Source organism: Streptococcus sciuri (assembly GCF_024814375.1).
Classification (GTDB): domain Bacteria; phylum Bacillota; class Bacilli; order Lactobacillales; family Streptococcaceae; genus Streptococcus; species Streptococcus sciuri.
Window position 1 is genome coordinate 65,476 of record NZ_JANUXX010000004.1, and the last position, 21,791, is coordinate 87,266.

Consider the following 21,791-nt stretch of genomic DNA (forward strand, 5'->3'; position numbering starts at 1 on the left):
TAGGAGGATATCATGACAGATCGTCTATCATGGCAAGATTATTTTATGGCAAATGCAGAGTTGATTTCAAAACGCTCTACTTGCAATAGAGCGTTTGTCGGTGCAGTATTAGTTAAGGACAATCGTATTATTGCAACAGGCTACAATGGTGGAGTGTCAAGCCTGGAGAATTGTAGTGAAATAGGACATGAGATGGAGGATGGACACTGCATTCGCACGGTTCATGCGGAGATGAATGCACTCATTCAGTGTGCAAAAGAGGGTATTTCAACGAATAATACAGAAATCTACGTGACGCATTTTCCGTGTATCAACTGTACCAAGGCACTTTTACAGGCGGGTATCACAAAAGTAACTTACAAAACTGCTTATCATCCACATCCTTTTGCCATTGAACTTCTTGAGAAGAAAGGTGTTTGCTACACGCAACATGATGTGCCCCATGTGCATTTGGGCAGAAAAGAGGAAAAAGTCTAATTTTAAAACGAGAATAGGTCATTCATCTGGCTTTTTACAAAAACATTTGAGAATAAAGTCTATTTATGGTAGAATGAGATGATTAAGATTTAACAAAGAGGTAATAATAATGATTGAAGCAAGCAAACTTAGATCTGGTATGACTTTTGAGACAGTTGATGGTAAGTTGATTAGAGTGCTTGAAGCTAGCCACCACAAACCAGGTAAGGGGAATACTGTTATGCGCATGAAGTTGCGTGACGTGCGTACAGGCTCAACCTTTGATACAACTTATCGTCCTGAAGAAAAATTTGAACAAGCTATCATAGAAACACGCCCAGCACAGTACCTTTATCAAATGGACGGAACTGCTTATTTCATGGATACTGAAAACTATGAACAGTACGAGATTCCAGTGGCTAATGTAGAGCAAGAATTGCTCTACATTCTTGAAAATGCTGAAGTAAAAATCCAATTTTATGGAACAGAAGTCATCGGTGTGACTGTTCCGACAACTGTTGAGTTGACAGTTACAGAAACACAACCGTCTATCAAGGGTGCTACAGTGACTGGTTCAGGAAAACCTGCAACTCTGGAAACAGGTCTTGTGGTAAATGTTCCAGACTTTATCGAAGTTGGTCAAAAACTCGTGATCAATACCCAAGAGGGTACATACGTTTCACGTGCCTAATGATAAGACAATCATTTTAGAAAGGATAGGCTATGACAACTGAAACTATCGGTGATATTGTTATCTCACCACGTGTCTTAGAAGTTATAACAGGTATTTCAGCTACCAAGGTTGATGGTGTCCATTCACTTCGTAATAAAGGTGTTGCAGATAGTCTTAGCAAATCAACTCTTAGCCGTGGAGTCTATCTCACCACAGATGACACAGGCGCTGTCGTTGCAGATATTTATGTATATCTGCAGTACGGTGTCAATGTTCCTGCTGTATCGATGGCTATTCAACAAGCTGTCAAGTCTGCAGTTCATGATATGGCAGAGGTTGTGATTACAGAGGTTAATATCCATGTTGAGGGTATTGTTCCAGAAAAAACACCCAAACCTGATATGAAATCGCTATTTGACGAGGATTTCTTGGATGACTAAAAGTGGTTTTATTGACTCAAGACGTGATTTACGTGAGCGTGCATTTCAAGCTCTCTTTAGTTTAGAATTTGAGGGAGATGTGCTAGATGCCATTCATTTTGCTTACACTTACGATAAGGCTCTTAGTGAAGAAAAAGAAGTTAATTTACCAGCTTTTCTGATGAATCTCGTCAAGGGTGTTTTAGATGAGTGTTCAGCTATTGATTGCACTATTTCAGAAAGTTTGAAGACTGGTTGGTCACTTGAGCGTTTGAGCTTGGTTGATAAGACACTTTTGCGGCTAGGTTTGTTTGAAATTAGCTATTTTGAAGAAACTCCAGGTCGTGTTGCTGTCAATGAGGTGATTGAGATTGCTAAAAAATATGCTGATGATACCTCCGCTAAGTTCATCAATGGTGTTCTTAGTCAATTTGTAATAGATGAAGCTTAAAAAACTTTAACTTTATAAAACGAAAGATAAGGAAAAAACTTGTCTCATCAAAAAAGCTACCTATTAGGTAGCTTTTTTAGCAGCTAGATCCAGCATGTAGAGTGATAGGCAGGACGTAGTCTTTAGCTGTTTTTTCTTTAGCTATTTTTTTCATCAAGACTTCAACGCAAAGTTCGGCAATTTCTTTGATAGGTTGTTTGATTGTGGTGAGTCTTGGATAATAGTCTTGGATAAATTGTGTTCCATCATAACCGATGATTTTTAAATCTTGTGGTATCCTTAACCCCAGTTGTCTAGCAATCTTTATAATAACCATGGCAGTCAAATCATCTGAAGCAAAGACACCATCTGGTTGGTAATTTGTTAGGGTAGTTTTTAATTGCATTTCTCGTCTAATGGTGGATAAATCATGCGGGATATGGATAATTCTGGCTTGTTTTTTGAGGTGATAGGAAAAACCAAGTTGGCGAAGACTTGTTGGTGAGTCAGAGTTATCATTTCCGGAAATCATGATGATTTTCTGGCAACCATTTTTTTGTAAGGTATTAGCCGCAAGGATACCTCCTCCAAAGTTGTCGGAAGCAACAATAGGGACATTTGGCGCCAGATTACGATCAAAAGCGACAATAGGGGCTTCAACTTGTTCATAGTCGCCAATTCCGAGATTGTGGCTACTGGAGATGATGCCATCAACTTGATTGGCTTCCAGCATTTCTAGGTATTCACGCTCTTTTTTTGGGTCGTTTTCGCTGTTACAAATAATGGTTTTGTACCCTTGTTTGAATAGTTCAATTTCTAAATGTTCAATGAGTTCTGCATAGAAAATATTGCTAATATTTGGAAAGATAAGTCCCACCAGCTGGGCAGATTTTCCTTGTAGACTACGAGCGAGATTGTTAGGCTTATAACCTAACTCTTGCATAGCATTTCGGACCTTTTGGATAGTTTTTTCAGATAAATATCCCTTATTATTGATAACACGTGAGACTGTGGTCGGACTAACTCCGGCCAATTTTGCGACGTCTGTCAATTTTGCAACCATATTTATTCCATCCTACTTATGTAACTCAAAGTATTTTCCAGAAACGTTGCCCCGTATCAAAGTGATTCCTGTTTGATGAGAAAACGGAAAGATACGGCTGGTGAGCACTTTTTCGCCTTTATTGATAAAGATTTCAATAATGGATTTATCGACAAAGATATTGAGAGTGCACTCTTGTTGAGCGATAGGACAGGTGCGAATATTTCCAAATGCTGTGGCGTATTGCTCCCCTGCTTGAGAGCGGTCAAGCTCAAACATTCCTGTTTTGGTGTCGATACAGAGTCGTAATCCTTTTTGATTTTTATCAGCAAAAAGAATGATTTCAGCTTTTGTTTTTGCTGGAACTTGCAATTCAAGTTCGTAGGTATTGTTGGTCGTTTGCTTGTCAGAAAAAGTCTCTTTGCTTTGTCTCAAGTTTGCCATAGTAGAGACTGGGTATTGGTAAAGCTTGCCATCTTTGATAGTCAGTTCTTTCACAAGACTCATAGCGCCTTGATAATCATATTTGTCAGTTGGATAGTCAATATCAGGTAGACCAATCCAGCTGACGATAAACGCACGTCCGTCTGGTGTATTGAAACCTTGTGTAGCATAAGCTTCAAAACCATAATCTAAGTTGTGGATAGTAGAAGGATTGATGAGTTTTGTTTTTTCAGGATCAAAACTGTCAGCTATTTTATATGTGTTAGGGTAGATGTTATCATAAGCGAGTTCTGCTTTATCCAATCCCTGTGGGCTGTAGATAAGAACAGGACGGTCATCTACAAAGATAAGATTTGGACACTCAATCATATACTCGCTGCCTGTGCCAGTAAAATCTAGATTACCGGCAAATATCCAGTTATGAACGTCATTGTTTATAGCCTTATATAATTTGATAAATCCTTTTTTGTCTAAGCTTTGAGCGCCAATGATAGCATAGAGTTGATCTTTATAGTTAAAAATCTGAGGGTCACGGAAATGCTCTGTAACATCAGAGGGTTGCTGGATGAGAACATCTTTGAATTTGGTGATATTGCCCTTCTTATCCATAAAGGCTCCGATTTGAAGAGGGTCACGTACCCAATTTTCATCTCGGACATTGCCAGTATAAAAGAGGAAAAGATTGTCTCCGATAGGATAAGCACTACCTGAGTATGCGCCGTGGCTATCGTGCTCTGTATCTGGTTTGAGTGTGATACCAGTTTCTCTAAAGTGAACCAAATCATCACTTTCAGTGTGTACCCACTGTTTGAGACCGTGGGCAGGACCAAAAGGCCAGTTTTGGTAAAAAAGATGGTACTTTCCATTAAAGTAAGAAAAACCATTTGGGTCGTTTAAAAGCCCTGTCTTAGGCTCAATATGATAAGTAGCATGCCAAGGTGATTTTGCCATATTTTCTTTTATAGCTACTATTTCTTCATCTGTCCAGTCCGCATAAGGGCGATAGCGCACCTCTGTTGGTAAATTCATAAGTTACTCTCCAAAAAATTAAAATCTTATATGCATATGGTAAACGTTTTCTCTTGAAAAATCAACATTTTACTGTTAAAAAAATAAATTTCTGCAAAACGCTTGACATATTGCCAAAAGGTGATAAAATAAAAGAGTGAGTTCGTGAAACGCTTTCACGACGAGAGGAAAAATTTTTAAGGAGATATTAAATGGATTACCCTAAAGTAGCCAAAGAGGTTATCGCTGCCGTTGGTAAGGATAATCTCGTTGCAGCGGCACACTGTGCAACTCGTTTACGCCTTGTTCTAAAAGATGACAGCAAAGTCAATCAAGTTGCTCTTGATGCAGATGATGATGTCAAAGGAACATTTAAAACAGATGGTCAGTACCAAGTTATCATTGGGCCTGGTGATGTTAACTTTGTTTATGCTGAGTTGATAAAAGAAACAGGTCTTAAAGAAGTTTCAACAGATGATTTGAAAAAAATTGCTACCGAAGGTCAAAAGACAAATCTATTGATGGCTTTCATCAAACTTTTGTCTGATATCTTCGTTCCGATTATCCCTGCCCTCGTTGCAGGTGGTCTTTTGATGGCACTTAATAACTTCCTGACTTCTGCAGGCTTGTTTGGTGCTAAGTCTCTTGTTGAGCAGTACCCAGCTATTGAGGGTATCTCAAATATGATTCAAGTCATGTCAGCAGCACCGTTTATCTATCTTCCAGTATTGGTGGGTATTTCAGCGGCTAAGCGCTTTGGAGCTAACCAGTTCCTTGGAGCAGCTATTGGTATGATTATGACAACACGTGACCTTGGTGCTTCTGCCGAATATTGGAACATCTTTGGATTACACGTCAGTCAAACGAATTACGCTTATCAAGTTATCCCAGTTTTAGCAGCTGTTTATATCTTGGCTCATCTTGAGAAGTTCTTCCACAAAAAATTGCCTTCAGCTGTTGATTTTACATTTACACCATTGTTATCAGTAATGATTACAGGATTTTTGACCTTTACTGTGGTGGGACCTGTGATGTTGCTTATTTCAAATGGTATTACAGATGTGATTGTATGGTTGTACAACACAACTGGATTTATCGGTATGGCTATTTTTGGTGGCACTTACTCGCTAATTGTTATGACTGGTCTTCACCAATCGTTTCCTGCTATTGAAACACAATTGCTATCAGCTTGGAGAGAAGGAACAGGTAACGGAGACTTTATTTTTGTTGTTGCTTCAATGGCAAACGTTGCACAAGGTGCAGCTACTTTTGCTATTTACTTCTTGACAAAGAATAAGAAAATGAAAGGTCTGACATCATCTTCAGGGGTATCAGCTCTTTTGGGTATTACAGAGCCTGCTCTTTTTGGGGTTAACTTGAAATACCGCTTCCCATTCTTCTGTGCCCTTGTAGCTTCAGCTGTTGGTGCAGCTTTTGCAGGTTTGACAAAAGTTGCAGCCGTTTCTCTCGGTTCGGCTGGTTTCCTTGGTTTTCTTTCTATCAATGCAAAATCGATTCCAATGTATGTTGTTGCTGAGTTGATTACATTTGTTCTTGCCTTTGCTTTTACTTACTTTTATGGTAAAACAAAAGCTGCAAACGTATTTGTGGCAGAGGTAGCAGACCTAGTTGCGACAGATGCAGCAACTGAACAACCTGTAGTTGTGTCGGTTGAAAAAAAGCTTGTTAAAGCAGAAACAATTGTTAGCCCGCTTGATGGTGAAACAGTTGCCCTGACTTCTGTTAATGATCCAGTCTTTTCATCAGAAGCTATGGGTAAAGGGATTGCTATTAAACCTAGCGGAAACACGGTTTATGCTCCTGTTGACGGTACCGTTCAAATCGCCTTTGAAACAGGTCATGCTTACGGATTGAAATCAGACGACGGCGCTGAAATTCTCATCCACGTTGGTATTGATACGGTATCAATGGACGGTGAAGGTTTTGAACAAAAAGCAAAAGCAGAGCAAAAAGTGAAAAAGGGTGATGTTCTTGGGACCTTTGACTCTGCTAAGATTAAGGCGGCTGGACTTGACGACACGACTATGGTCATCGTGACAAACACAGCTGATTATGAAGAAGTAACTCCACTAGCTAATGGGAAAATAGCTGTAGGAGACAACCTTCTTTCAGTGAAATGATCTTATCAAGAAAAGAGTTTGAGGTATAATATCCCAAACTCTTTTTGGGCTTAGAGAGTTCTTGCTTTATGGTTGTGTTTTCATTATAATAAAGCGTAAGGACAATTAAAATTAGAAGATTTGAGGAATAATATGGCAAAATTATACGGTAGTGTGGAGGCTGGTGGGACAAAGTTCGTCTGTGCTGTAGGAGATGAAGATTTTCAGATTGTCGAAAAAGTGCAATTTCCAACAACAACGCCTTATGAAACGATTGAGCGTACAGTAGCTTTTTTCAAACGTTTTGAGAAGGACTTGGTAGGTGTTGCCATCGGATCGTTTGGTCCGATTGACATTGATCCGAATTCTAGCACTTACGGTTACATCACGAAAACACCAAAAGAACATTGGTCACATGTGGATTTGGTAGGTCTCATTTCAAAAGAATTTAAAGTGCCTTTCTACTTTACAACAGATGTTAATAGTTCTGCTTATGGTGAGTCTATGGTGAGAACAGGTGTTGATAGTCTTGTTTATTATACGATAGGAACTGGGATTGGTGCAGGTGCTATTCAGCATGGTGAGTTTATCGGTGGTACAGGACATACTGAGGCAGGGCACACTTATGTTGCAGTTCATCCGCAAGATCTTGCCAATGACTTTGTTGGAACTTGCCCATTTCACAATGGTTGTCTAGAGGGTTTGGCAGCAGGACCAAGCTTAGAGGCGCGAACAGGTATTCGTGGTGAGTTGATTGATTCACATGCAACGGTTTGGGATATTCAAGCTTACTATATTGCTCAAGCGGCTGTTCAGGCAACACTTCTCTATCGTCCCCAAGTTATAGTATTTGGTGGTGGCGTTATGGCACAAGAACACATGCTCACTCGTGTACGTGCAAAATTTGAAAGCTTGATGAACGGTTATCTTCCTACACCAGATGTTCATGATTATATTGTAACCCCTGCTATTGCAGAAAATGGTTCAGCGACACTTGGTAATTTTGCACTGGCTAAAAAGATTGCAGAGCGCTAGACGGTGTATTAAAAGGACTGGGTTAACTCAGTCCTTTTAATTAGCCTTCAATATAATTTTTGAGCTCTTCTCCTTTGAGACCGACATTGAGAGCAATAAGAAGTTTTAGTCTAGCTTTTGGAGCGTTTAGTTCTTTGACAAACATAACTCCTGCTTTTTGTAGTCTTACGCCACCGCCTTCGTACGCATAAACAGGCTCAGCGATACCATTAAAGCATCGAGAAACCAACACAACGGGCACACCTTGAGCTGTGAGCTCTTCAATCTCAGTAGCAGCTCTAGGTGGCACATTACCTGCACCAAGTGCTTCAATAACTAATCCATCGATATTGTCTGCAGATAAAAAGCTGATGATACCACTATCACCCATACCTGCGTAAGCTTTGATGATAGGAACGGTTCCAGAGATAGCCTCTAAATCGAATCGCATGCGCTCCTCGGTGGATTTGAAAAAGAGGATATCATGTTTCATGATGATACCGAGTGGTCCGTGAATAGGAGTTTGAAAAGTGGAAACGTTTGTCGTATGGGTTTTAGTGACGTATTTAGCTGCATGAATTTCGTCGTTCATGACAACAAGAACACCTTTATGTCGAGCTTTATGATGACTTGCAACACGAAGAGCAGAGAGATAGTTGTAAACTCCATCACTTCCCAGTTCGTTAGCACTTCGCATAGCACCTGTTAGGATGACAGGAACATCAGGAAGAGACATAGTATCTAAAAAGTAAGCTGTTTCTTCTAATGTGTCTGTTCCATGTGTGATGACAACGCCATCGTAATGGTTAGCTACTTTTCTGATTTCATGGTAGAGGGCTAACATGTGTCTTGGTGTGATATGAGGACTGGGTAGATTGAAGAAGTCCTTTGACGTTACTTTGATGTGTTCTAAATGTACTGCAACGTGGTTCATTGGATTGTCATGTTCAGGTGTGACATGTCCATTGGTATCAGTGTGCATTGAAATAGTGCCTCCAGTGTGGAGAACAAGAATGTGTTTCATGATTATTTATCCTTTCATACTGTTTTTTTATTTTACCATAGAAAGAAAGCCTCTAACCACCCATTTGCCAAAAAAGATTTTGCTAGTATAAAAAGCAAAGCTCATAGAAAAGAAAATAAAGATGACAAATGTTACCTGAGTAGGTATAATAGAAAAAGGCAATATATGTTGATACTGATTGGAAAAGGGCAGAACTATTTTGGCAATTAAGGCAGTATTTTTTGATATTGATGGTACTCTTCTCAACGATCGTAAGAATGTGCAAAAATCGACACATCTTGCTATTTCGATTTTAAAAGAGCAAGGAATTATAGTGGGTGTAGCGACAGGTAGAGGGCCTAGTTTTGTGCAACCGTATTTAGAGAATTTAGGGTTAGATATAGCTATCACCTACAATGGTCAGTATATCTATACACGAGATAAGATTATTTTCATAAATCCGATTTCGCGTTCACTTGTTTACCGGGTCATTCGTTATGCTTCTGAAAAGCGATGTGATATTTCACTAGGGACGGCATCTGGGCTTGTTGGATCTGGTATTATTGGACTTGGAACGAGTCGTTTTGGACAATGGGTGAGTAGTCTAATCCCTCGTCGAATGATTAAAACGGTTGGGCGGAGTTTTAAACATTTGCTTAGGCGATTTAAGCCACAAAACACAAAGGCTCTCTTTACGCTACTAAGAGAACCTATTTTTCAGATTGTCATGGTTGCATCAGGAGAGTCTACAAAGAAGATAAAAGGAGAATTTCCCCATCTTCAGGTGACAAGAAGTAGCCCTTATTCGGTGGACTTCATTAGTCAAGGACAGTCTAAGATAAAAGGGATTGTAAAAGCTGGTAGCTACTTTGGCTTTGACCTTTCTGAGGTCATGGCATTTGGTGATTCTGAAAACGATCTTGAGATGCTATCTGGTGTTGGTCTAGGAATTGCGATGGGGAATGCTGATGATAAGATTAAAGCTTTGGCTGATTACACGACAGCTAGCAACAACAGTGATGGTATCGCTAAAGCCCTGTCTCACTATGGACTTATTCAGTTGGGCAATGAAACTCGCTTTGATAGTAAAGATGTAAACTTTAACAAGGTCAAAGATTTCCATGAGTTAGTGGACGGTGACACTAACGAAACACCAAGGATTTACGCTTCTAAAGAAGCAGGGTATAGAGCGGATTTCAAAGTGGAAGAAATCGTTGAGTTTCTCTATGCTGCTAGTCAGGGTGATAAAAAGACCTTTACACAATCTGTTTTAGATTTGCATGTTGCAGTGGATAAAGCAGCTAAGAAAGTGCAAGCAAAAGCACACCCAGAAACACCACTAGTCGGCGAAGTGGATGCTTTGGTTGATTTGCTTTATCTGACTTATGGTTCTTTTGTTCTGATGGGTGTTGATCCTAAACCTTTGTTTGATACTGTCCACGAGGCAAATATGGGAAAAATCTTTCCTGATGGTAAAGCTCATTTTGATCCTGTGACACACAAAGTATTAAAACCTGACGATTGGGAAGAACGCTTTGCACCAGAGCCTAAGATTAAACGAGAGCTTGATCGTCAGTTGCAAAAAGCACTCAATCGTAGCCAAAATCGCTCTTCTAAATAAAACAAATACTATAAAACGCCTCTGCAAGTAGCATAAGCGTTTTTTTGTTGTTCTCTTAATTAGGGTTGTTGACATCCATGACAGTGAGATGAGTATCACTGCTAAACTTGGTAACAAGCCTTGCTAAGTCCCTAAAGTTTATAGCAAAGTCTCAACAAAGACGTCAGTCAGATAAACAATGATAAAGTCTGTTAGAACAGGCATTTCAGACTCTGTCACCTACATCTTGTCAATCACCTATAGAATGTGTGATGATGAAGTGATAGCAATCATCTTTGTCGATATAGCAATCGTAAAAAGTCGCACGGTTAATCACATCTCAATCAGTGCTGTCTTTTACAGTGATTGGATAGTCAAGTTGTCGTCCGTATGAAAAAATAGGATAGTCTTAGATTGCTAAGGTACAAGAGAAAGTAGCTGTTTTCTAAAAGATGAGATGAGCATGAGGTGAGTATTGTTATTACAGGTTCTGGTGGGGTAAAAATGTCTGATGTAGTACATATTCTTTACGCTCGATAAGTTGAGTGTTAAAGAATATGAAGTTTCGTTTTCATGGGTGGTTATGATTTGCTTTTATCAGAAATGTTGCCTTTTTTATTTTTTTCAAATAATCTATTATACAGAAATCTCCCACAAAAAAATAATTGTCCCAAAAGATAAAACAATAATAAGATGGGCATAAAGCCAAGAAGGCATAATAAAAATTTGATATTCCATAGCAACGGTTGAACGATAAAGTTAAGCATAATCACTACTAGCCATCTCTGTCCCCAGGTCATCTTTCTTTTGATAAACCATTCTAAAAAATCCTCTCCAGAATGGATTCTAGTCTCTAAATACTCTTCTCGTATTTTTTTTACCCAAGCTATCATCCTGCCTATCCTCTTACTTTTCTCCGCTAATGCTGTCCTCTTCTGTCTTTAATGAAGAGATAGTACCATAATCAAGGTGAAAAATCAAATCTAGGAACGTGTATTTACTAAGATTAAAGCTTTTTAATGCAAGAGGGAATGGTAGAGTTAGAATTGGAAAACTAGTTTCACAGGAATTATAATCTCTCAAAAAGAAAACAAAAAAGATTCTACAATCCTAAAAGCCCCAGTTGCTAAACGAAACAGCTGGGGTAAAGTGGGAACAAAATGGATTAGAATGTCTTATCGCTATCACGTACAATGAGCAAGTCCACTTTGGCATGTCTGAGGATATACTCAGATGATGAACCGATAAGTAAACGTTCAAACGTATTGAGTCCTGTAGCACCGAGCATGATGAGATCGACATTTTCCTTGTCAGGAATATCATGCGACAATAAGGTTTTGGGATTTCCAAATTCGATGACTTGTTTAATGTTTTCAAGCCCTCTTTTGCGAGCTTGCTGCTCATAATCTGCTAGGACATCCTTAGATTCCTGCTCTAATTTGTCATAGACATAGGTATCAAATGTTGCCACACTTTGCAAGGCACGTGTATCCACGACGTGGGCTAAAATAAGTTCAGCCCCATTTCTAAGCGCGGCATTAACCCCTTTTTCAAAGGCCAATTCAGATTCGTAAGAACCGTCAATGGCAACCATAATATGTTGATAATGATGAGACATATTGTTTCTCCTTAACTTCACTTTGTATGTTTATTATACTCCTTTTTTGAAAAACTTGAAAGCGATTTACTCGATGTTTCTTAAATTTCTAATAAAAATTTTAGCAAGATTATGAAAAATCATTCTCTTTTGAGAAAATTTAGGATATAATAGGGAAAACGAGGTGAAGGTATGAAAGTATTTGATAAATCATCCAAATTAGAACATGTTGCCTACGATATTCGTGGTCCAGTTCTTGAAGAAGCTAATCGGATGCGAGCAAATGGTGAGAAAATTTTGCGTTTAAACACTGGAAATCCCGCTGAGTTTGGCTTTGAAGCGCCAGATGAGGTTATTCGTGATTTGATTAGGAACGCTAGGAATTCTGAGGGCTATTCAGATTCTAAAGGTATTTTTTCAGCTCGTAAGGCAATTATGCAATATTATCAACTTCAGGGTGTTCATGTCGATATTGAAGATATTTACGTTGTCAATGGTGTCAGTGAGGGCATCTCTATGTCTATGCAAGCCCTTCTTGATAACGGCGATGAGGTCTTAGTTCCTATGCCTGACTATCCTTTGTGGACAGCTTGTATCAGTTTAGCTGGTGGTAATGCTGTGCATTATATTTGTGATGAGCAAGCAGGTTGGTTTCCAGATGTGCAAGACATCAAGTCAAAAATCACATCGAATACAAAGGCAATTGTCCTTATCAATCCAAATAATCCAACAGGAGCTGTCTATCCTTGTGAATTATTAGAGGAGATTGTGGCTATTGCACGTCAGCATGATTTGATTATCTTTGCAGATGAGGTTTATGACCGCCTTGTTATGGATGGTAAAAAACATATCACGATTGCTTCTATTGCAGATGATGTCTTTACAGTTACGATGTCAGGCTTATCTAAGTCTCACCGCATTTGTGGTTTTCGTGTAGGCTGGATGACGCTTGCAGGTCCTAAACATCATGTTAAAGGCTACATAGAGGGGCTCAACATGCTCTCAAACATGCGTCTCTGTTCCAATGTTCTAGCTCAGCAAGTCATCCAAACGTCGCTTGGGGGATATCAGTCCTCTGATGAATTGCTCTTGCCTGGAGGACGTTTGTATGAGCAACGTAACTTCATCTATGAAGCGATTAAGGATATTCCAGGTCTATCTGCCATCAAACCTAATGCCGGACTTTATATTTTTCCTAAGATTGATACAAATAGGTATCATGTTGAAGATGATGAGGATTTTGTCCTTAACTTTTTAAAGCAAGAAAAGGTGCTTTTAACACATGGTCGTGGCTTTAATATGACAACACCAGATCACTTTAGAATCGTGTATTTGCCACGTATAGATGAACTCAGTGTCTTACAGGAAAAATTAACACGCTTTTTGCAACATTACAAGCGTTCATAGAAAGATTAAGGTTAGAGAAACTCTAACCTTCTTTTGTAAAGGACTCCACTTTCTTGAAAAGCTGTATCAATTGTGATAAAATGAAATGATTAAGTATAGTTATCGAAAGGAAAAGGAATGGCAAATCTTCTACGAAGTATCGTCGAAAATGATAAGGGCGAGTTGCGTAAACTTGAAAGAACAGCTAAGAAAGTAGAATCTTATGCTGATGCAATGAGCGCTCTTTCAGACGAGGAATTACAGGCAAAAACACCAGAATTTAAGAAACGTTATCAAAATGGAGAAAGTTTAGATGCTCTCTTGCCTGAAGCTTTTGCGGTAGTGCGTGAAGCAGCTAAACGGGTTTTAGGACTTTTTCCTTATCGTGTACAGGTTATGGGAGGGATTGTGCTTCATCATGGAGATATTCCAGAGATGCGTACAGGAGAAGGAAAAACGCTTACGGCGACTATGCCTGTTTATCTAAATGCCTTATCAGGTGAGGGAGTCCATGTTATTACGGTCAATGAGTACCTATCAGAGCGCGATGCAACGGAAATGGGTGAGGTTTATAGTTGGTTAGGTTTATCTGTCGGGATTAACCTTGCAGCTAAGTCACCGTTTGAAAAACGAGAAGCCTATAACTGTGACATCACTTACTCGACCAACTCTGAAATCGGATTTGACTATCTTCGTGATAATATGGTGGTTCGTCAAGAAGATATGGTTCAACGTCCACTTAACTATGCGCTTGTCGATGAGGTGGATTCTGTTTTGATTGATGAAGCAAGGACACCACTTATCGTTTCAGGTCCTGTTAGCTCTGAGACAAATCAACTCTATATCCGAGCAGATAAATTTGTTAAGACTCTCAATAAAGATGACTATGTTATTGATGTTCCGACTAAGACTATCGGTTTATCAGACTCAGGAATTGATAAAGCAGAAGATTATTTTAAGCTTAATAACCTTTATGATATTGATAACGTTGCTTTGACACACTATATTGACAATGCGCTCCGAGCAAACTATATCATGATTTTAGATATTGACTATGTGGTTAGCGAAGAAAAAGAGATTTTAATCGTTGATCAGTTTACAGGGCGTACAATGGAGGGACGTCGTTTCTCTGATGGACTGCACCAAGCTATTGAGGCTAAAGAAGCAGTTCCTATCCAAGAAGAGTCTAAAACAAGCGCTTCTATCACTTATCAAAATATGTTCCGTATGTACCGTAAGTTATCAGGAATGACTGGTACGGGTAAAACAGAGGAAGAAGAATTTCGTGAAATTTACAATATGCGCGTGATTCCAATTCCTACCAACCGCCCTGTTGCTCGTATTGACCATCCAGATCTCCTTTATCCGAGTCTACATGCCAAGTTTAATGCAGTGGTGGAGGATGTTCGTGCTCGTTATCAAAAAGGACAGCCAGTCTTAGTTGGTACAGTTGCGGTTGAGACTAGTGATTTAATTTCTAAAAAATTAGTTCAAGCAGGTATCCCTCACGAAGTACTCAATGCTAAAAACCATTTTAAAGAAGCGCAGATTATCATGAATGCTGGTCAGCGTGGTGCTGTTACTATTGCTACCAATATGGCAGGGCGTGGAACTGATATTAAGCTTGGTGAAGGAGTACGTGAGCTCGGAGGTCTTTGTGTTATCGGAACAGAGCGCCACGAGAGCCGTCGCATTGACAACCAGCTACGTGGACGTTCTGGGCGTCAAGGAGATCCAGGAGAATCTCAATTTTACCTCTCACTTGAGGATGAGCTCATGCGTCGCTTTGGTTCTGACCGTATCAAGGCTGTTCTTGAGCGTATGAATATGAACGATGACGACACTGTTATCAAGTCTCGTATGCTGACACGTCAAGTTGAGTCTGCCCAAAGACGTGTCGAGGGGAATAACTATGATACACGTAAGCAAGTTTTGCAGTATGATGATGTCATGCGTGAACAGCGTGAGATTATCTACGGTGAACGCTACAATGTCATTGTGGCTGACCGTGACTTGACACCAGAAATTCAATCCATGATTCAACGCACTATCAACCGTGCTGTTGATAGCCACAGTCGAGCAAGTAACAGTCGCAATGAAGCGCTTAAAGCTATTGTCAATTTTGCGCGTTCAGCACTTGTGCCAGAGACCTCTATTTCCGTTTCTGACCTACGTAATCTTAAAGATGAAGATATCAAAGAATTGTTATATGAACGTGCAGTGAAAGTCTATGATCAGCAGATTGCGAAATTATCAACTCCAGATGCGATACTGGAATTTCAAAAGGTGCTTATCCTTATGATTGTTGATAATAAGTGGACAGAGCACATTGATGCGCTTGATCAATTACGCAATGCTGTTGGTCTTCGTGGTTATGCTCAAAATAACCCAATTGTTGAGTACCAATCAGAGGGCTTTCGTATGTTCCAAGATATGATTGGGTCAATTGAGTTTGATGTGACACGTACCATGATGAAAGCGCAAATTCATGAGCAAGAGCGCGAGCGTGCAGAAGCGCATGCTACCACAACTGCGGCTTCTAATATCGCTGCTAAGGCACCAAGTGCGGCAAACGTTTCTGGTGAAAAACTTGATTTTACAAATGTGAAACGCAATGATCTATGTCCATGTGGTTCAGGGAAAAAATACAAAAATTGTCATGGGCGTAAGCAATTTTAGGGAGTTGCAGAAAATTCTAACAATTCATCCAAAACTCCTCCTAAAAATGGTATAATAAAAAACACTTTACAAGAGTAATAAATTAGAGGAGTTTCTATGTCATTTAAATCACTCAGTCCTAAAATCGATGTCAATGAGGTGCGAAGCATCTCAAAGTTAAGTCAAGAATCATTAGTTCAAAAAGAAAAGCGTGATCGAGAGTTAGAGGCCATCATCAAAGGTGAGGATGATCGTCTATTGTTGGTCATTGGACCATGTTCATCAGACAATGAAGAGGCTGTTCTTGAGTATGCGAAGCGCCTCGCCCAGTTACAAGAAGAAGTCAAAGATCGTGTGTTTATGGTAATGCGTGTTTACACAGCCAAACCTCGTACTAATGGGGATGGTTACAAAGGTCTTATGCATCAACCAGATACAGACGCTGCTCCTAGTCTCATCAACGGAATCAAAGCAGTTCGCCATCTTCATTACCGTGTCATTACAGAGACAGGGATGACAACAGCCGATGAGATGCTTTATCCAGAAAATTGGCCTTTGGTTGAAGATTTAGTGTCTTACGTAGCAATTGGCGCGCGTTCTGTTGAGGATCAACAGCACCGTTTTGTAGCTTCTGGTTTTGATGTTCCAACAGGAATGAAAAATCCAACATCAGGTAACCTTAAAGTAATGTATAATGGGATTTATGCTGCCCAAAATAAACAGACTTTCCTCTACAATAATGAGGAAGTGGAAACCAGTGGAAATCCTGTAGCGCATGCAATTTTACGTGGAGCTCTTGATGAAAATGGCAAGAACATCCCTAATTATTATTATGACAACCTTTTAGAGGCGATTGATTTATACCATAAACAAGGACTTGAAAATCCCTTTATCGTTATTGATACCAATCATGACAATTCAGGAAAGCAATACCTAGAGCAAATCCGTATCGTTCGTCAAACTCTTATCAATCGTGATTGGAGTGACACTATCAGACGCTATGTTCGTGGCTTTATGATTGAATCTTATCTAGAGGATGGGCGTCAAGATCATCCAGAAGTTTTTGGTAAGTCAATTACAGATCCTTGCCTTGGTTGGGATAAAACAGAAGCCTTAGTTCGTGAAATTTACACAACTTTAGAAAGCAAATAGAGGAATGGGAATACATCGAAAAAGTGCAACTATCAATATTGCACAGGTCAAAGAATTATCAAAACTTGAAGGGGAATTTCTGGTTCGTAAGAAAGCTCGCGATAAAGAGCTTGCAAACATCATTAAAGGACAAGATAATCGTTTGCTTCTCGTTATTGGACCATGTTCGTCAGACAATGAAGAAGCTGTGCTTGAGTATGCCAAGCGCTTAGCTCGTTTGCAAGATGAAGTCAAGGATAAGATTTTCATCGTTATGCGTGTTTATACTGCAAAACCACGTACCAATGGTGATGGCTACAAGGGGCTTATGCATCAGCCAGATACCTCTAAGTTACCTGATCTTATCAATGGTGTGGCTGCTGTCCGTCATCTTCATTATCGTGTGATTACAGAGACTGGCTTGACGACTGCTGACGAGATGCTCTACCCTTCTAACCTTGGTCTTGTGGACGATTTGGTGTCTTACCATGCTATTGGTGCACGTTCTGTTGAGGATCAAGAGCATCGATTTGTGGCGTCAGGGATTGATGTACCGACAGGAATGAAAAATCCAACCTCTGGTAATCTCAATGTCATGTTTAATGCTGTCTATGCTGCACAAAACGCACAGAATTTCATTTACCAAAATGCTGAAGTGGAAACAGATGGTAACCCTTTAGCTCATGTCATTCTACGTGGTGCACTAGATGAACATGGTGATAACATTCCAAATTATTATTACGATGATTTGCTCAAAGCAATCGCAAAGTACGAGGGTATGAGTCTGGAAAATCCATTCATCGTCATTGATACTAATCATGATAACTCTGGGAAACATTATTTAGAGCAAATCCGTATTGTGCGTCAGACTTTAATGAACCGTGACTGGAATGAAAAAATCAATCGCTATGTTCGTGGCTTTATGATTGAGTCTTACTTGGAGGATGGACGTCAAGATCATCCAGAAGTTTTTGGTAAATCGATTACAGATCCTTGCCTTGGCTGGGATAAAACGGAAAAACTCCTCCGTGAAATCTATGCAACGCTGAGTCATGATTCATTTGAAAGCTGATTTTGATGTTTGTGTAAGAGAAAAGGAAAGGCTAAGTCCCTAGTAGAGAGGTGATTTAGCCTTTATTGATTGATGGTGCATTTGTAAAAGCTGATAAGGAAATGTTATGATAGTTGGACATGGTATTGATTTACAGGAGATTAGCACAGTGTGGAAAGCCTATGAGCGTAAAAGAAGCTTTGTTTCAAAGGTTTTGACTTTAAAAGAACAAAAGCGTTTTATGGAGTTGAGTTCACAAAAACGTCAAGCAGAATATCTGGCAGGGCGCTGGGCAGCAAAAGAAGCCTTTGCCAAGGCGATGGGGACAGGTATCGGACAAATGAGTTTTCAAGATATTGAAGTCTTAAATGATGATTTAGGTGCTCCTTATATTGCCAGCTCTCCTTTTTCTGGAAAGTCTTGGCTCTCTATTTCTCACAGCGGCTCTTTCGTACAAGCGAGTGTTATTTTGGAGGAAATAAAATGATTTCAAGCATTCATAGACCAACGCAAGCTGTTATTGATTTGACAGCTATTGCGCATAATATTGATAGTGTTAAAGAGCATATTTCAAATGGGACATTTGTCTATGCTGTGGTCAAGGCAAACGCTTACGGACATGGTGCGGTTGCTGTCGCACGCTCAGTCGAAGCTCGTGTAGATGGTTTTTGCGTGTCCAATATCGATGAAGCAGTGGAGTTGAGGCTAGCAGGCATCACAAAAGAAATCTTAGTGTTAGGTGTTGTCACGCCCAATCAGCTAGACTATGTCAAAGAATACAACATCGTGCTGACTGTAGCCAGCCTTGACTGGATCGCTCTTGCTGAGCATGAGGGAGTATCGCTAGCTGGATTACGTTGCCATATCAAGATTGACTCTGGAATGGGGCGTATCGGTGTGCGTAGCAGTGCGGACGCTAATCGCTTGATAACTTCTCTAAAAGTTGCAGGTGCTTTGGTTGAGGGAGTGTTTACTCATTTTGCTACTGCTGATGAGTCGAATACGCAATACTTTGAACAGCAATTAGCTACTTTTAAACAAATATTATCGGAATTAAGCGATTGCCCTAAGCGCATTCATGCAAGTAATTCAGCGACAAGTCTTTGGCATAGTGAGACTATCTTTAGTGCTGTTCGTCTAGGTGTTGTCATCTATGGGCTCAATCCAAGTGGAAGAGAGTTAGCACTTCCTTATCCCTTGCAGCCTGCATTGGAGTTGACCTCTAGTATTGTACATGTCAAGACGATTGAAAAAAATGCGACGGTTGGCTATGGTGCGACTTATCGCAGTCAAGAAAAAGAAGTGATTGCCACAGTTCCAATCGGCTATGCAGATGGTTGGACGCGTGATATGCAAGGTTTTAAAGTGTTGGTAGATGGGCAATGGTGTGAGATTGTTGGGCGCGTGTCCATGGATCAGATAACGATTCGCTTGCCCAAAGTTTATCCTCTAGGTACTTCGGTCACTTTAATTGGTCAAAATGGTTATAAGGAAATCACAGCAACTGATGTAGCTGATAAACGGCATACGATAAATTACGAGGTATTATGTTTGCTGAGCGACCGCATTCCACGCTTTTATAAGGAACAGACACATGATAAGTGAGACATCTCCTCTGACATCTCTCAAAGGGATTGGATCCAAATCTGCTGAAAAGTTTCAGCAGTTGGGAATTGTTACGATAGAAGATCTTTTGTTGTACTTTCCTTTTCGTTATGAGGACTATAAGGCACGATCTGTCTTTGAGCTGCAAGATGGTGAAAAAGCAGTAGTGACAGGTACTTTAGTGACACCAGCTAATCTTCAGTATTATGGACGTCATAAGAATCGCTTGAGTTTTAAGCTGAAGCAAGGTGAGGCGGTGATAAGCGTTAGCTTTTTCAATCAACCTTATCTCAAAGACAAGTTACACTTGGGAAATGACCTAGCTATTTTTGGTAAATGGGATAGCAAAAAGACAGCTCTGACTGCTATCAAGCTCTTAGCGCAAGTCCAAGAGGACATGCAGCCTGTCTATCGTCTCACGCAAGGAGTCACGCAAGCAACTCTCGTTAAAGCAATCAAAACTGCCTTTGAGAGTGGCGTTTTAGAGGCTTTAGCAGAGACCTTACCTGCTATTCTCATTGATAAATACCGCCTCTTCTCACGCAAAGAAGCTATTACTGCCATGCATTTTCCCAAGGATTTAGCAGAATATAAACAGGCTTTACGACGTGTGAAATTTGAAGAACTTTTTTATTTTCAGATGAATTTGCAAGTCTTAAAAGCCTATCGAAAATCAGAACAGCATGGTTTAACTCTACTTTATAACCAGGATAAGCTAAATGCTAAACAGGCATCCTTATCTTTTTCACTGACAAGTGCGCAGCAACGTAGTTTACAAGAAATTTTATACGATATGCAATCACCTAGCTATATGAATCGTCTACTGCAAGGGGATGTCGGATCGGGGAAAACGATTGTTGCAAGTCTTGCTATGTATGCAGCTTATACAGCTGGTTTTCAGTCGGCTCTTATGGTTCCCACTGAGATTTTAGCAGAGCAACATTATGAGAGTTTGACTCAGTTGTTTCCAGAGCTTTCAATTGCTATTTTGACATCTGGCATGAAAAAGAAAGTTAAAGATACCGCTCTTGAGAAGACTGCAAATGGAAGTGTTCAGATGATTGTTGGTACGCATGCTCTTATTCAAGAGAGTGTTACTTATCATAAGTTAGGACTTGTTATCATAGATGAACAACACCGCTTTGGAGTCAATCAACGTCGCATCTTGAGAGAAAAAGGCGAAAATCCTAATGTTTTGATGATGACAGCGACCCCCATCCCACGGACGCTTGCGATCACTGCTTTTGGGGAGATGGATGTTTCTATTATTGACGAATTGCCAGAAGGACGCAAGCCTGTCATTACACGCTGGGTTACACATCAGCAACTAAGTACGGTTCTTGCCTGGCTCAAAAAAGAGCTAGAAAAAGGAGCGCAAGCCTATGTCATCTCGCCACTGATAGAAGAGTCTGAGTCGCTTGATTTGAAAAATGCAACCGCTCTGTATGAAGAATTGAGCCATTATTTCGAGGACAGCGCCGAGGTTTCTCTCATGCATGGGCGCATGTCAGCTGAGGAAAAGGACAGTATTATGCAGGCATTTAAGGAGCAAAAGAGTCAAGTTCTGGTCTCCACAACAGTCATCGAAGTGGGGGTCAATGTCCCCAATGCTACCATCATGATTATCATGGATGCTGATCGTTTTGGTCTTAGCCAGTTACACCAGCTCAGAGGACGTGTAGGGCGGGGCGATAAGCAGTCCTATACTATTTTGGTCGCCAATCCCAAAACAGATAGTGGAAAAGAGCGCATGAAAATCATGACGAAAAACACGGACGGTTTTGTTCTGGCTGAAGCAGATCTCAAAATGCGAGGCTCAGGTGAGATTTTTGGGACTAGGCAGTCTGGGATCCCAGAGTTTAGAGTAGCAGACATCATGGAAGATTATGCTATCTTGGAGGAAGCTCGGCGAGTGGCTAGTCAAATTGTCAGCCAACCAGACTGGGACAAGGAAAAAGATTGGCAAATAGTCCTTAAAAACCTCAAAGAAAAATCAATTTTTGACTAATCTATTCAAAAGAAATACAAAAAGAGACTACCTGTCTCTTTTTTCTTGTCTCAAAAATGAGAAAAGCGTATAATGAAATGATGTACGTTTTCATAATTTTTTGAAAATGAGAGTGTCAAAAAGTTTGCGATAAATGCTAAAAATGA

General features: G+C 40.0%; 20 protein-coding genes. 15 read left to right on the forward strand and 5 right to left on the reverse strand.

Translation table 11 applies throughout. The annotated features are described in order from the left end of the window. Positions 1–12: 12 nt before the first annotated feature. The 4 genes from NXS10_RS04415 (at position 13) to nusB (ending at position 1,999) form a co-directional block, all read left to right on the forward strand. Entirely contained in the window at positions 13–477 is a 465-nt protein-coding gene (locus NXS10_RS04415; protein WP_259138090.1) for a deoxycytidylate deaminase, read from the forward strand. A gap of 109 nt (positions 478–586) precedes the next feature. Then, on the forward strand, positions 587–1,147 hold the full coding sequence (efp, locus tag NXS10_RS04420) for an elongation factor P (RefSeq protein ID WP_259138092.1): 561 nt from the start codon (positions 587–589) through the stop codon (positions 1,145–1,147). A gap of 32 nt (positions 1,148–1,179) precedes the next feature. Next, positions 1,180–1,569: an Asp23/Gls24 family envelope stress response protein gene (locus NXS10_RS04425; RefSeq protein ID WP_259138095.1), complete on the forward strand. Its 390-nt coding sequence runs from the start codon at positions 1,180–1,182 to the stop codon at positions 1,567–1,569. Continuing rightward, the gene (nusB, locus tag NXS10_RS04430) at positions 1,562–1,999 is read left to right on the forward strand and encodes a transcription antitermination factor NusB (RefSeq protein WP_259138097.1); all 438 of its coding nucleotides are present in this window, start codon (positions 1,562–1,564) and stop codon (positions 1,997–1,999) included. The genes NXS10_RS04425 and nusB overlap by 8 nt, the downstream gene beginning before the upstream one ends. Before the next feature lie 76 nt (positions 2,000–2,075). Here the strand turns inward: nusB and NXS10_RS04435 are convergent, their stop codons facing one another. Both NXS10_RS04435 and NXS10_RS04440 read right to left on the reverse strand, forming a co-directional pair. After that, positions 2,076–3,041: a LacI family DNA-binding transcriptional regulator gene (locus NXS10_RS04435; protein WP_259138099.1), complete on the reverse strand. Its 966-nt coding sequence runs from the start codon at positions 3,039–3,041 to the stop codon at positions 2,076–2,078. A 12-nt stretch (positions 3,042–3,053) separates the two neighbouring features. Then, the gene (locus NXS10_RS04440; RefSeq protein ID WP_259138101.1) at positions 3,054–4,493 is read right to left on the reverse strand and encodes a sucrose-6-phosphate hydrolase; all 1,440 of its coding nucleotides are present in this window, start codon (positions 4,491–4,493) and stop codon (positions 3,054–3,056) included. Positions 4,494–4,684: 191 nt separating this feature from the next. On the opposite strand from NXS10_RS04440, the gene NXS10_RS04445 reads away from it, so the two are divergent. Both NXS10_RS04445 and scrK read left to right on the forward strand, forming a co-directional pair. Next, entirely contained in the window at positions 4,685–6,613 is a 1,929-nt protein-coding gene (locus tag NXS10_RS04445; RefSeq protein ID WP_259138103.1) for a sucrose-specific PTS transporter subunit IIBC, read from the forward strand. 132 nt (positions 6,614–6,745) lie between these two features. Further along, complete coding sequence (gene scrK / locus NXS10_RS04450; protein WP_259138105.1) at positions 6,746–7,627, forward strand: fructokinase ScrK; 882 nt, start codon at positions 6,746–6,748, stop codon at positions 7,625–7,627. A gap of 40 nt (positions 7,628–7,667) precedes the next feature. Here the strand turns inward: scrK and NXS10_RS04455 are convergent, their stop codons facing one another. Further along, positions 7,668–8,630, reverse strand: coding sequence for an asparaginase (locus NXS10_RS04455; RefSeq protein ID WP_259138107.1), 963 nt, complete (start codon positions 8,628–8,630; stop codon positions 7,668–7,670). 199 nt (positions 8,631–8,829) lie between these two features. On the opposite strand from NXS10_RS04455, the gene NXS10_RS04460 reads away from it, so the two are divergent. Together NXS10_RS04460 and NXS10_RS04465 are read left to right on the forward strand one after the other, a co-directional pair. After that, entirely contained in the window at positions 8,830–10,230 is a 1,401-nt protein-coding gene (locus NXS10_RS04460; RefSeq protein ID WP_259138109.1) for a Cof-type HAD-IIB family hydrolase, read from the forward strand. 178 nt (positions 10,231–10,408) lie between these two features. Continuing rightward, the gene (locus tag NXS10_RS04465) at positions 10,409–10,603 is read left to right on the forward strand and encodes a hypothetical protein (protein WP_259138111.1); all 195 of its coding nucleotides are present in this window, start codon (positions 10,409–10,411) and stop codon (positions 10,601–10,603) included. Positions 10,604–10,790: 187 nt separating this feature from the next. On the opposite strand, the gene NXS10_RS04470 is transcribed toward NXS10_RS04465, so the two are convergent. Both NXS10_RS04470 and NXS10_RS04475 read right to left on the reverse strand, forming a co-directional pair. Next, positions 10,791–11,102 (reverse strand): hypothetical protein, encoded by a 312-nt coding sequence (locus NXS10_RS04470; protein WP_259138113.1) that lies wholly within the window; start codon positions 11,100–11,102, stop codon positions 10,791–10,793. A gap of 272 nt (positions 11,103–11,374) precedes the next feature. Then, on the reverse strand, positions 11,375–11,827 hold the full coding sequence (locus NXS10_RS04475) for a universal stress protein (protein ID WP_259138116.1): 453 nt from the start codon (positions 11,825–11,827) through the stop codon (positions 11,375–11,377). 171 nt (positions 11,828–11,998) lie between these two features. Between NXS10_RS04475 and NXS10_RS04480 the strand changes: the two genes are divergently transcribed. The 7 genes from NXS10_RS04480 (at position 11,999) to recG (ending at position 21,645) form a co-directional block, all read left to right on the forward strand. Beyond that, positions 11,999–13,213, forward strand: coding sequence for a pyridoxal phosphate-dependent aminotransferase (locus NXS10_RS04480; RefSeq protein ID WP_259138118.1), 1,215 nt, complete (start codon positions 11,999–12,001; stop codon positions 13,211–13,213). A 117-nt stretch (positions 13,214–13,330) separates the two neighbouring features. Continuing rightward, entirely contained in the window at positions 13,331–15,871 is a 2,541-nt protein-coding gene (gene secA, locus NXS10_RS04485) for a preprotein translocase subunit SecA (protein WP_259138119.1), read from the forward strand. Positions 15,872–15,967: 96 nt separating this feature from the next. After that, positions 15,968–17,002: a 3-deoxy-7-phosphoheptulonate synthase gene (locus NXS10_RS04490; protein ID WP_259138122.1), complete on the forward strand. Its 1,035-nt coding sequence runs from the start codon at positions 15,968–15,970 to the stop codon at positions 17,000–17,002. Between the two features lie 4 nt (positions 17,003–17,006). After that, a complete protein-coding gene (locus tag NXS10_RS04495) occupies positions 17,007–18,053 on the forward strand; it encodes a 3-deoxy-7-phosphoheptulonate synthase (protein WP_259138123.1) in 1,047 nt (348 codons plus the stop codon). A 106-nt stretch (positions 18,054–18,159) separates the two neighbouring features. Further along, positions 18,160–18,519 carry a holo-ACP synthase gene (gene acpS, locus NXS10_RS04500; RefSeq protein ID WP_259138125.1) on the forward strand — a complete coding sequence of 120 codons (360 nt, stop codon included), beginning with the start codon at positions 18,160–18,162 and terminating at the stop codon, positions 18,517–18,519. After that, entirely contained in the window at positions 18,516–19,637 is a 1,122-nt protein-coding gene (gene alr / locus NXS10_RS04505; RefSeq protein ID WP_259138127.1) for an alanine racemase, read from the forward strand. The genes acpS and alr overlap by 4 nt, the downstream gene beginning before the upstream one ends. Beyond that, complete coding sequence (recG, locus tag NXS10_RS04510; protein WP_259138129.1) at positions 19,627–21,645, forward strand: ATP-dependent DNA helicase RecG; 2,019 nt, start codon at positions 19,627–19,629, stop codon at positions 21,643–21,645. The genes alr and recG overlap by 11 nt, the downstream gene beginning before the upstream one ends. Positions 21,646–21,791: the final 146 nt, after the last annotated feature.

What these genes read in the sequence shown, in the direction of transcription:
- NXS10_RS04470 (WP_259138113.1), bottom strand. Translation starts at nt 11,102, where the DNA reads ATGATAGCTTGGGTAAAAAAAATACGAGAAGAGTATTTAGAGACTAGA.
- NXS10_RS04495 (WP_259138123.1), top strand. Translation starts at nt 17,007, where the DNA reads ATGGGAATACATCGAAAAAGTGCAACTATCAATATTGCACAGGTCAAA.
- NXS10_RS04440 (WP_259138101.1), bottom strand. Translation starts at nt 4,493, where the DNA reads ATGAATTTACCAACAGAGGTGCGCTATCGCCCTTATGCGGACTGGACA.
- NXS10_RS04465 (WP_259138111.1), top strand. Translation starts at nt 10,409, where the DNA reads ATGATAAAGTCTGTTAGAACAGGCATTTCAGACTCTGTCACCTACATC.
- NXS10_RS04415 (WP_259138090.1), top strand. Translation starts at nt 13, where the DNA reads ATGACAGATCGTCTATCATGGCAAGATTATTTTATGGCAAATGCAGAG.
- NXS10_RS04425 (WP_259138095.1), top strand. Translation starts at nt 1,180, where the DNA reads ATGACAACTGAAACTATCGGTGATATTGTTATCTCACCACGTGTCTTA.
- NXS10_RS04435 (WP_259138099.1), bottom strand. Translation starts at nt 3,041, where the DNA reads ATGGTTGCAAAATTGACAGACGTCGCAAAATTGGCCGGAGTTAGTCCG.
- NXS10_RS04475 (WP_259138116.1), bottom strand. Translation starts at nt 11,827, where the DNA reads ATGTCTCATCATTATCAACATATTATGGTTGCCATTGACGGTTCTTAC.
- acpS (WP_259138125.1), top strand. Translation starts at nt 18,160, where the DNA reads ATGATAGTTGGACATGGTATTGATTTACAGGAGATTAGCACAGTGTGG.
- nusB (WP_259138097.1), top strand. Translation starts at nt 1,562, where the DNA reads ATGACTAAAAGTGGTTTTATTGACTCAAGACGTGATTTACGTGAGCGT.
- efp (WP_259138092.1), top strand. Translation starts at nt 587, where the DNA reads ATGATTGAAGCAAGCAAACTTAGATCTGGTATGACTTTTGAGACAGTT.
- secA (WP_259138119.1), top strand. Translation starts at nt 13,331, where the DNA reads ATGGCAAATCTTCTACGAAGTATCGTCGAAAATGATAAGGGCGAGTTG.
- scrK (WP_259138105.1), top strand. Translation starts at nt 6,746, where the DNA reads ATGGCAAAATTATACGGTAGTGTGGAGGCTGGTGGGACAAAGTTCGTC.
- alr (WP_259138127.1), top strand. Translation starts at nt 18,516, where the DNA reads ATGATTTCAAGCATTCATAGACCAACGCAAGCTGTTATTGATTTGACA.
- NXS10_RS04445 (WP_259138103.1), top strand. Translation starts at nt 4,685, where the DNA reads ATGGATTACCCTAAAGTAGCCAAAGAGGTTATCGCTGCCGTTGGTAAG.
- NXS10_RS04480 (WP_259138118.1), top strand. Translation starts at nt 11,999, where the DNA reads ATGAAAGTATTTGATAAATCATCCAAATTAGAACATGTTGCCTACGAT.
- NXS10_RS04490 (WP_259138122.1), top strand. Translation starts at nt 15,968, where the DNA reads ATGTCATTTAAATCACTCAGTCCTAAAATCGATGTCAATGAGGTGCGA.
- NXS10_RS04455 (WP_259138107.1), bottom strand. Translation starts at nt 8,630, where the DNA reads ATGAAACACATTCTTGTTCTCCACACTGGAGGCACTATTTCAATGCAC.
- recG (WP_259138129.1), top strand. Translation starts at nt 19,627, where the DNA reads ATGATAAGTGAGACATCTCCTCTGACATCTCTCAAAGGGATTGGATCC.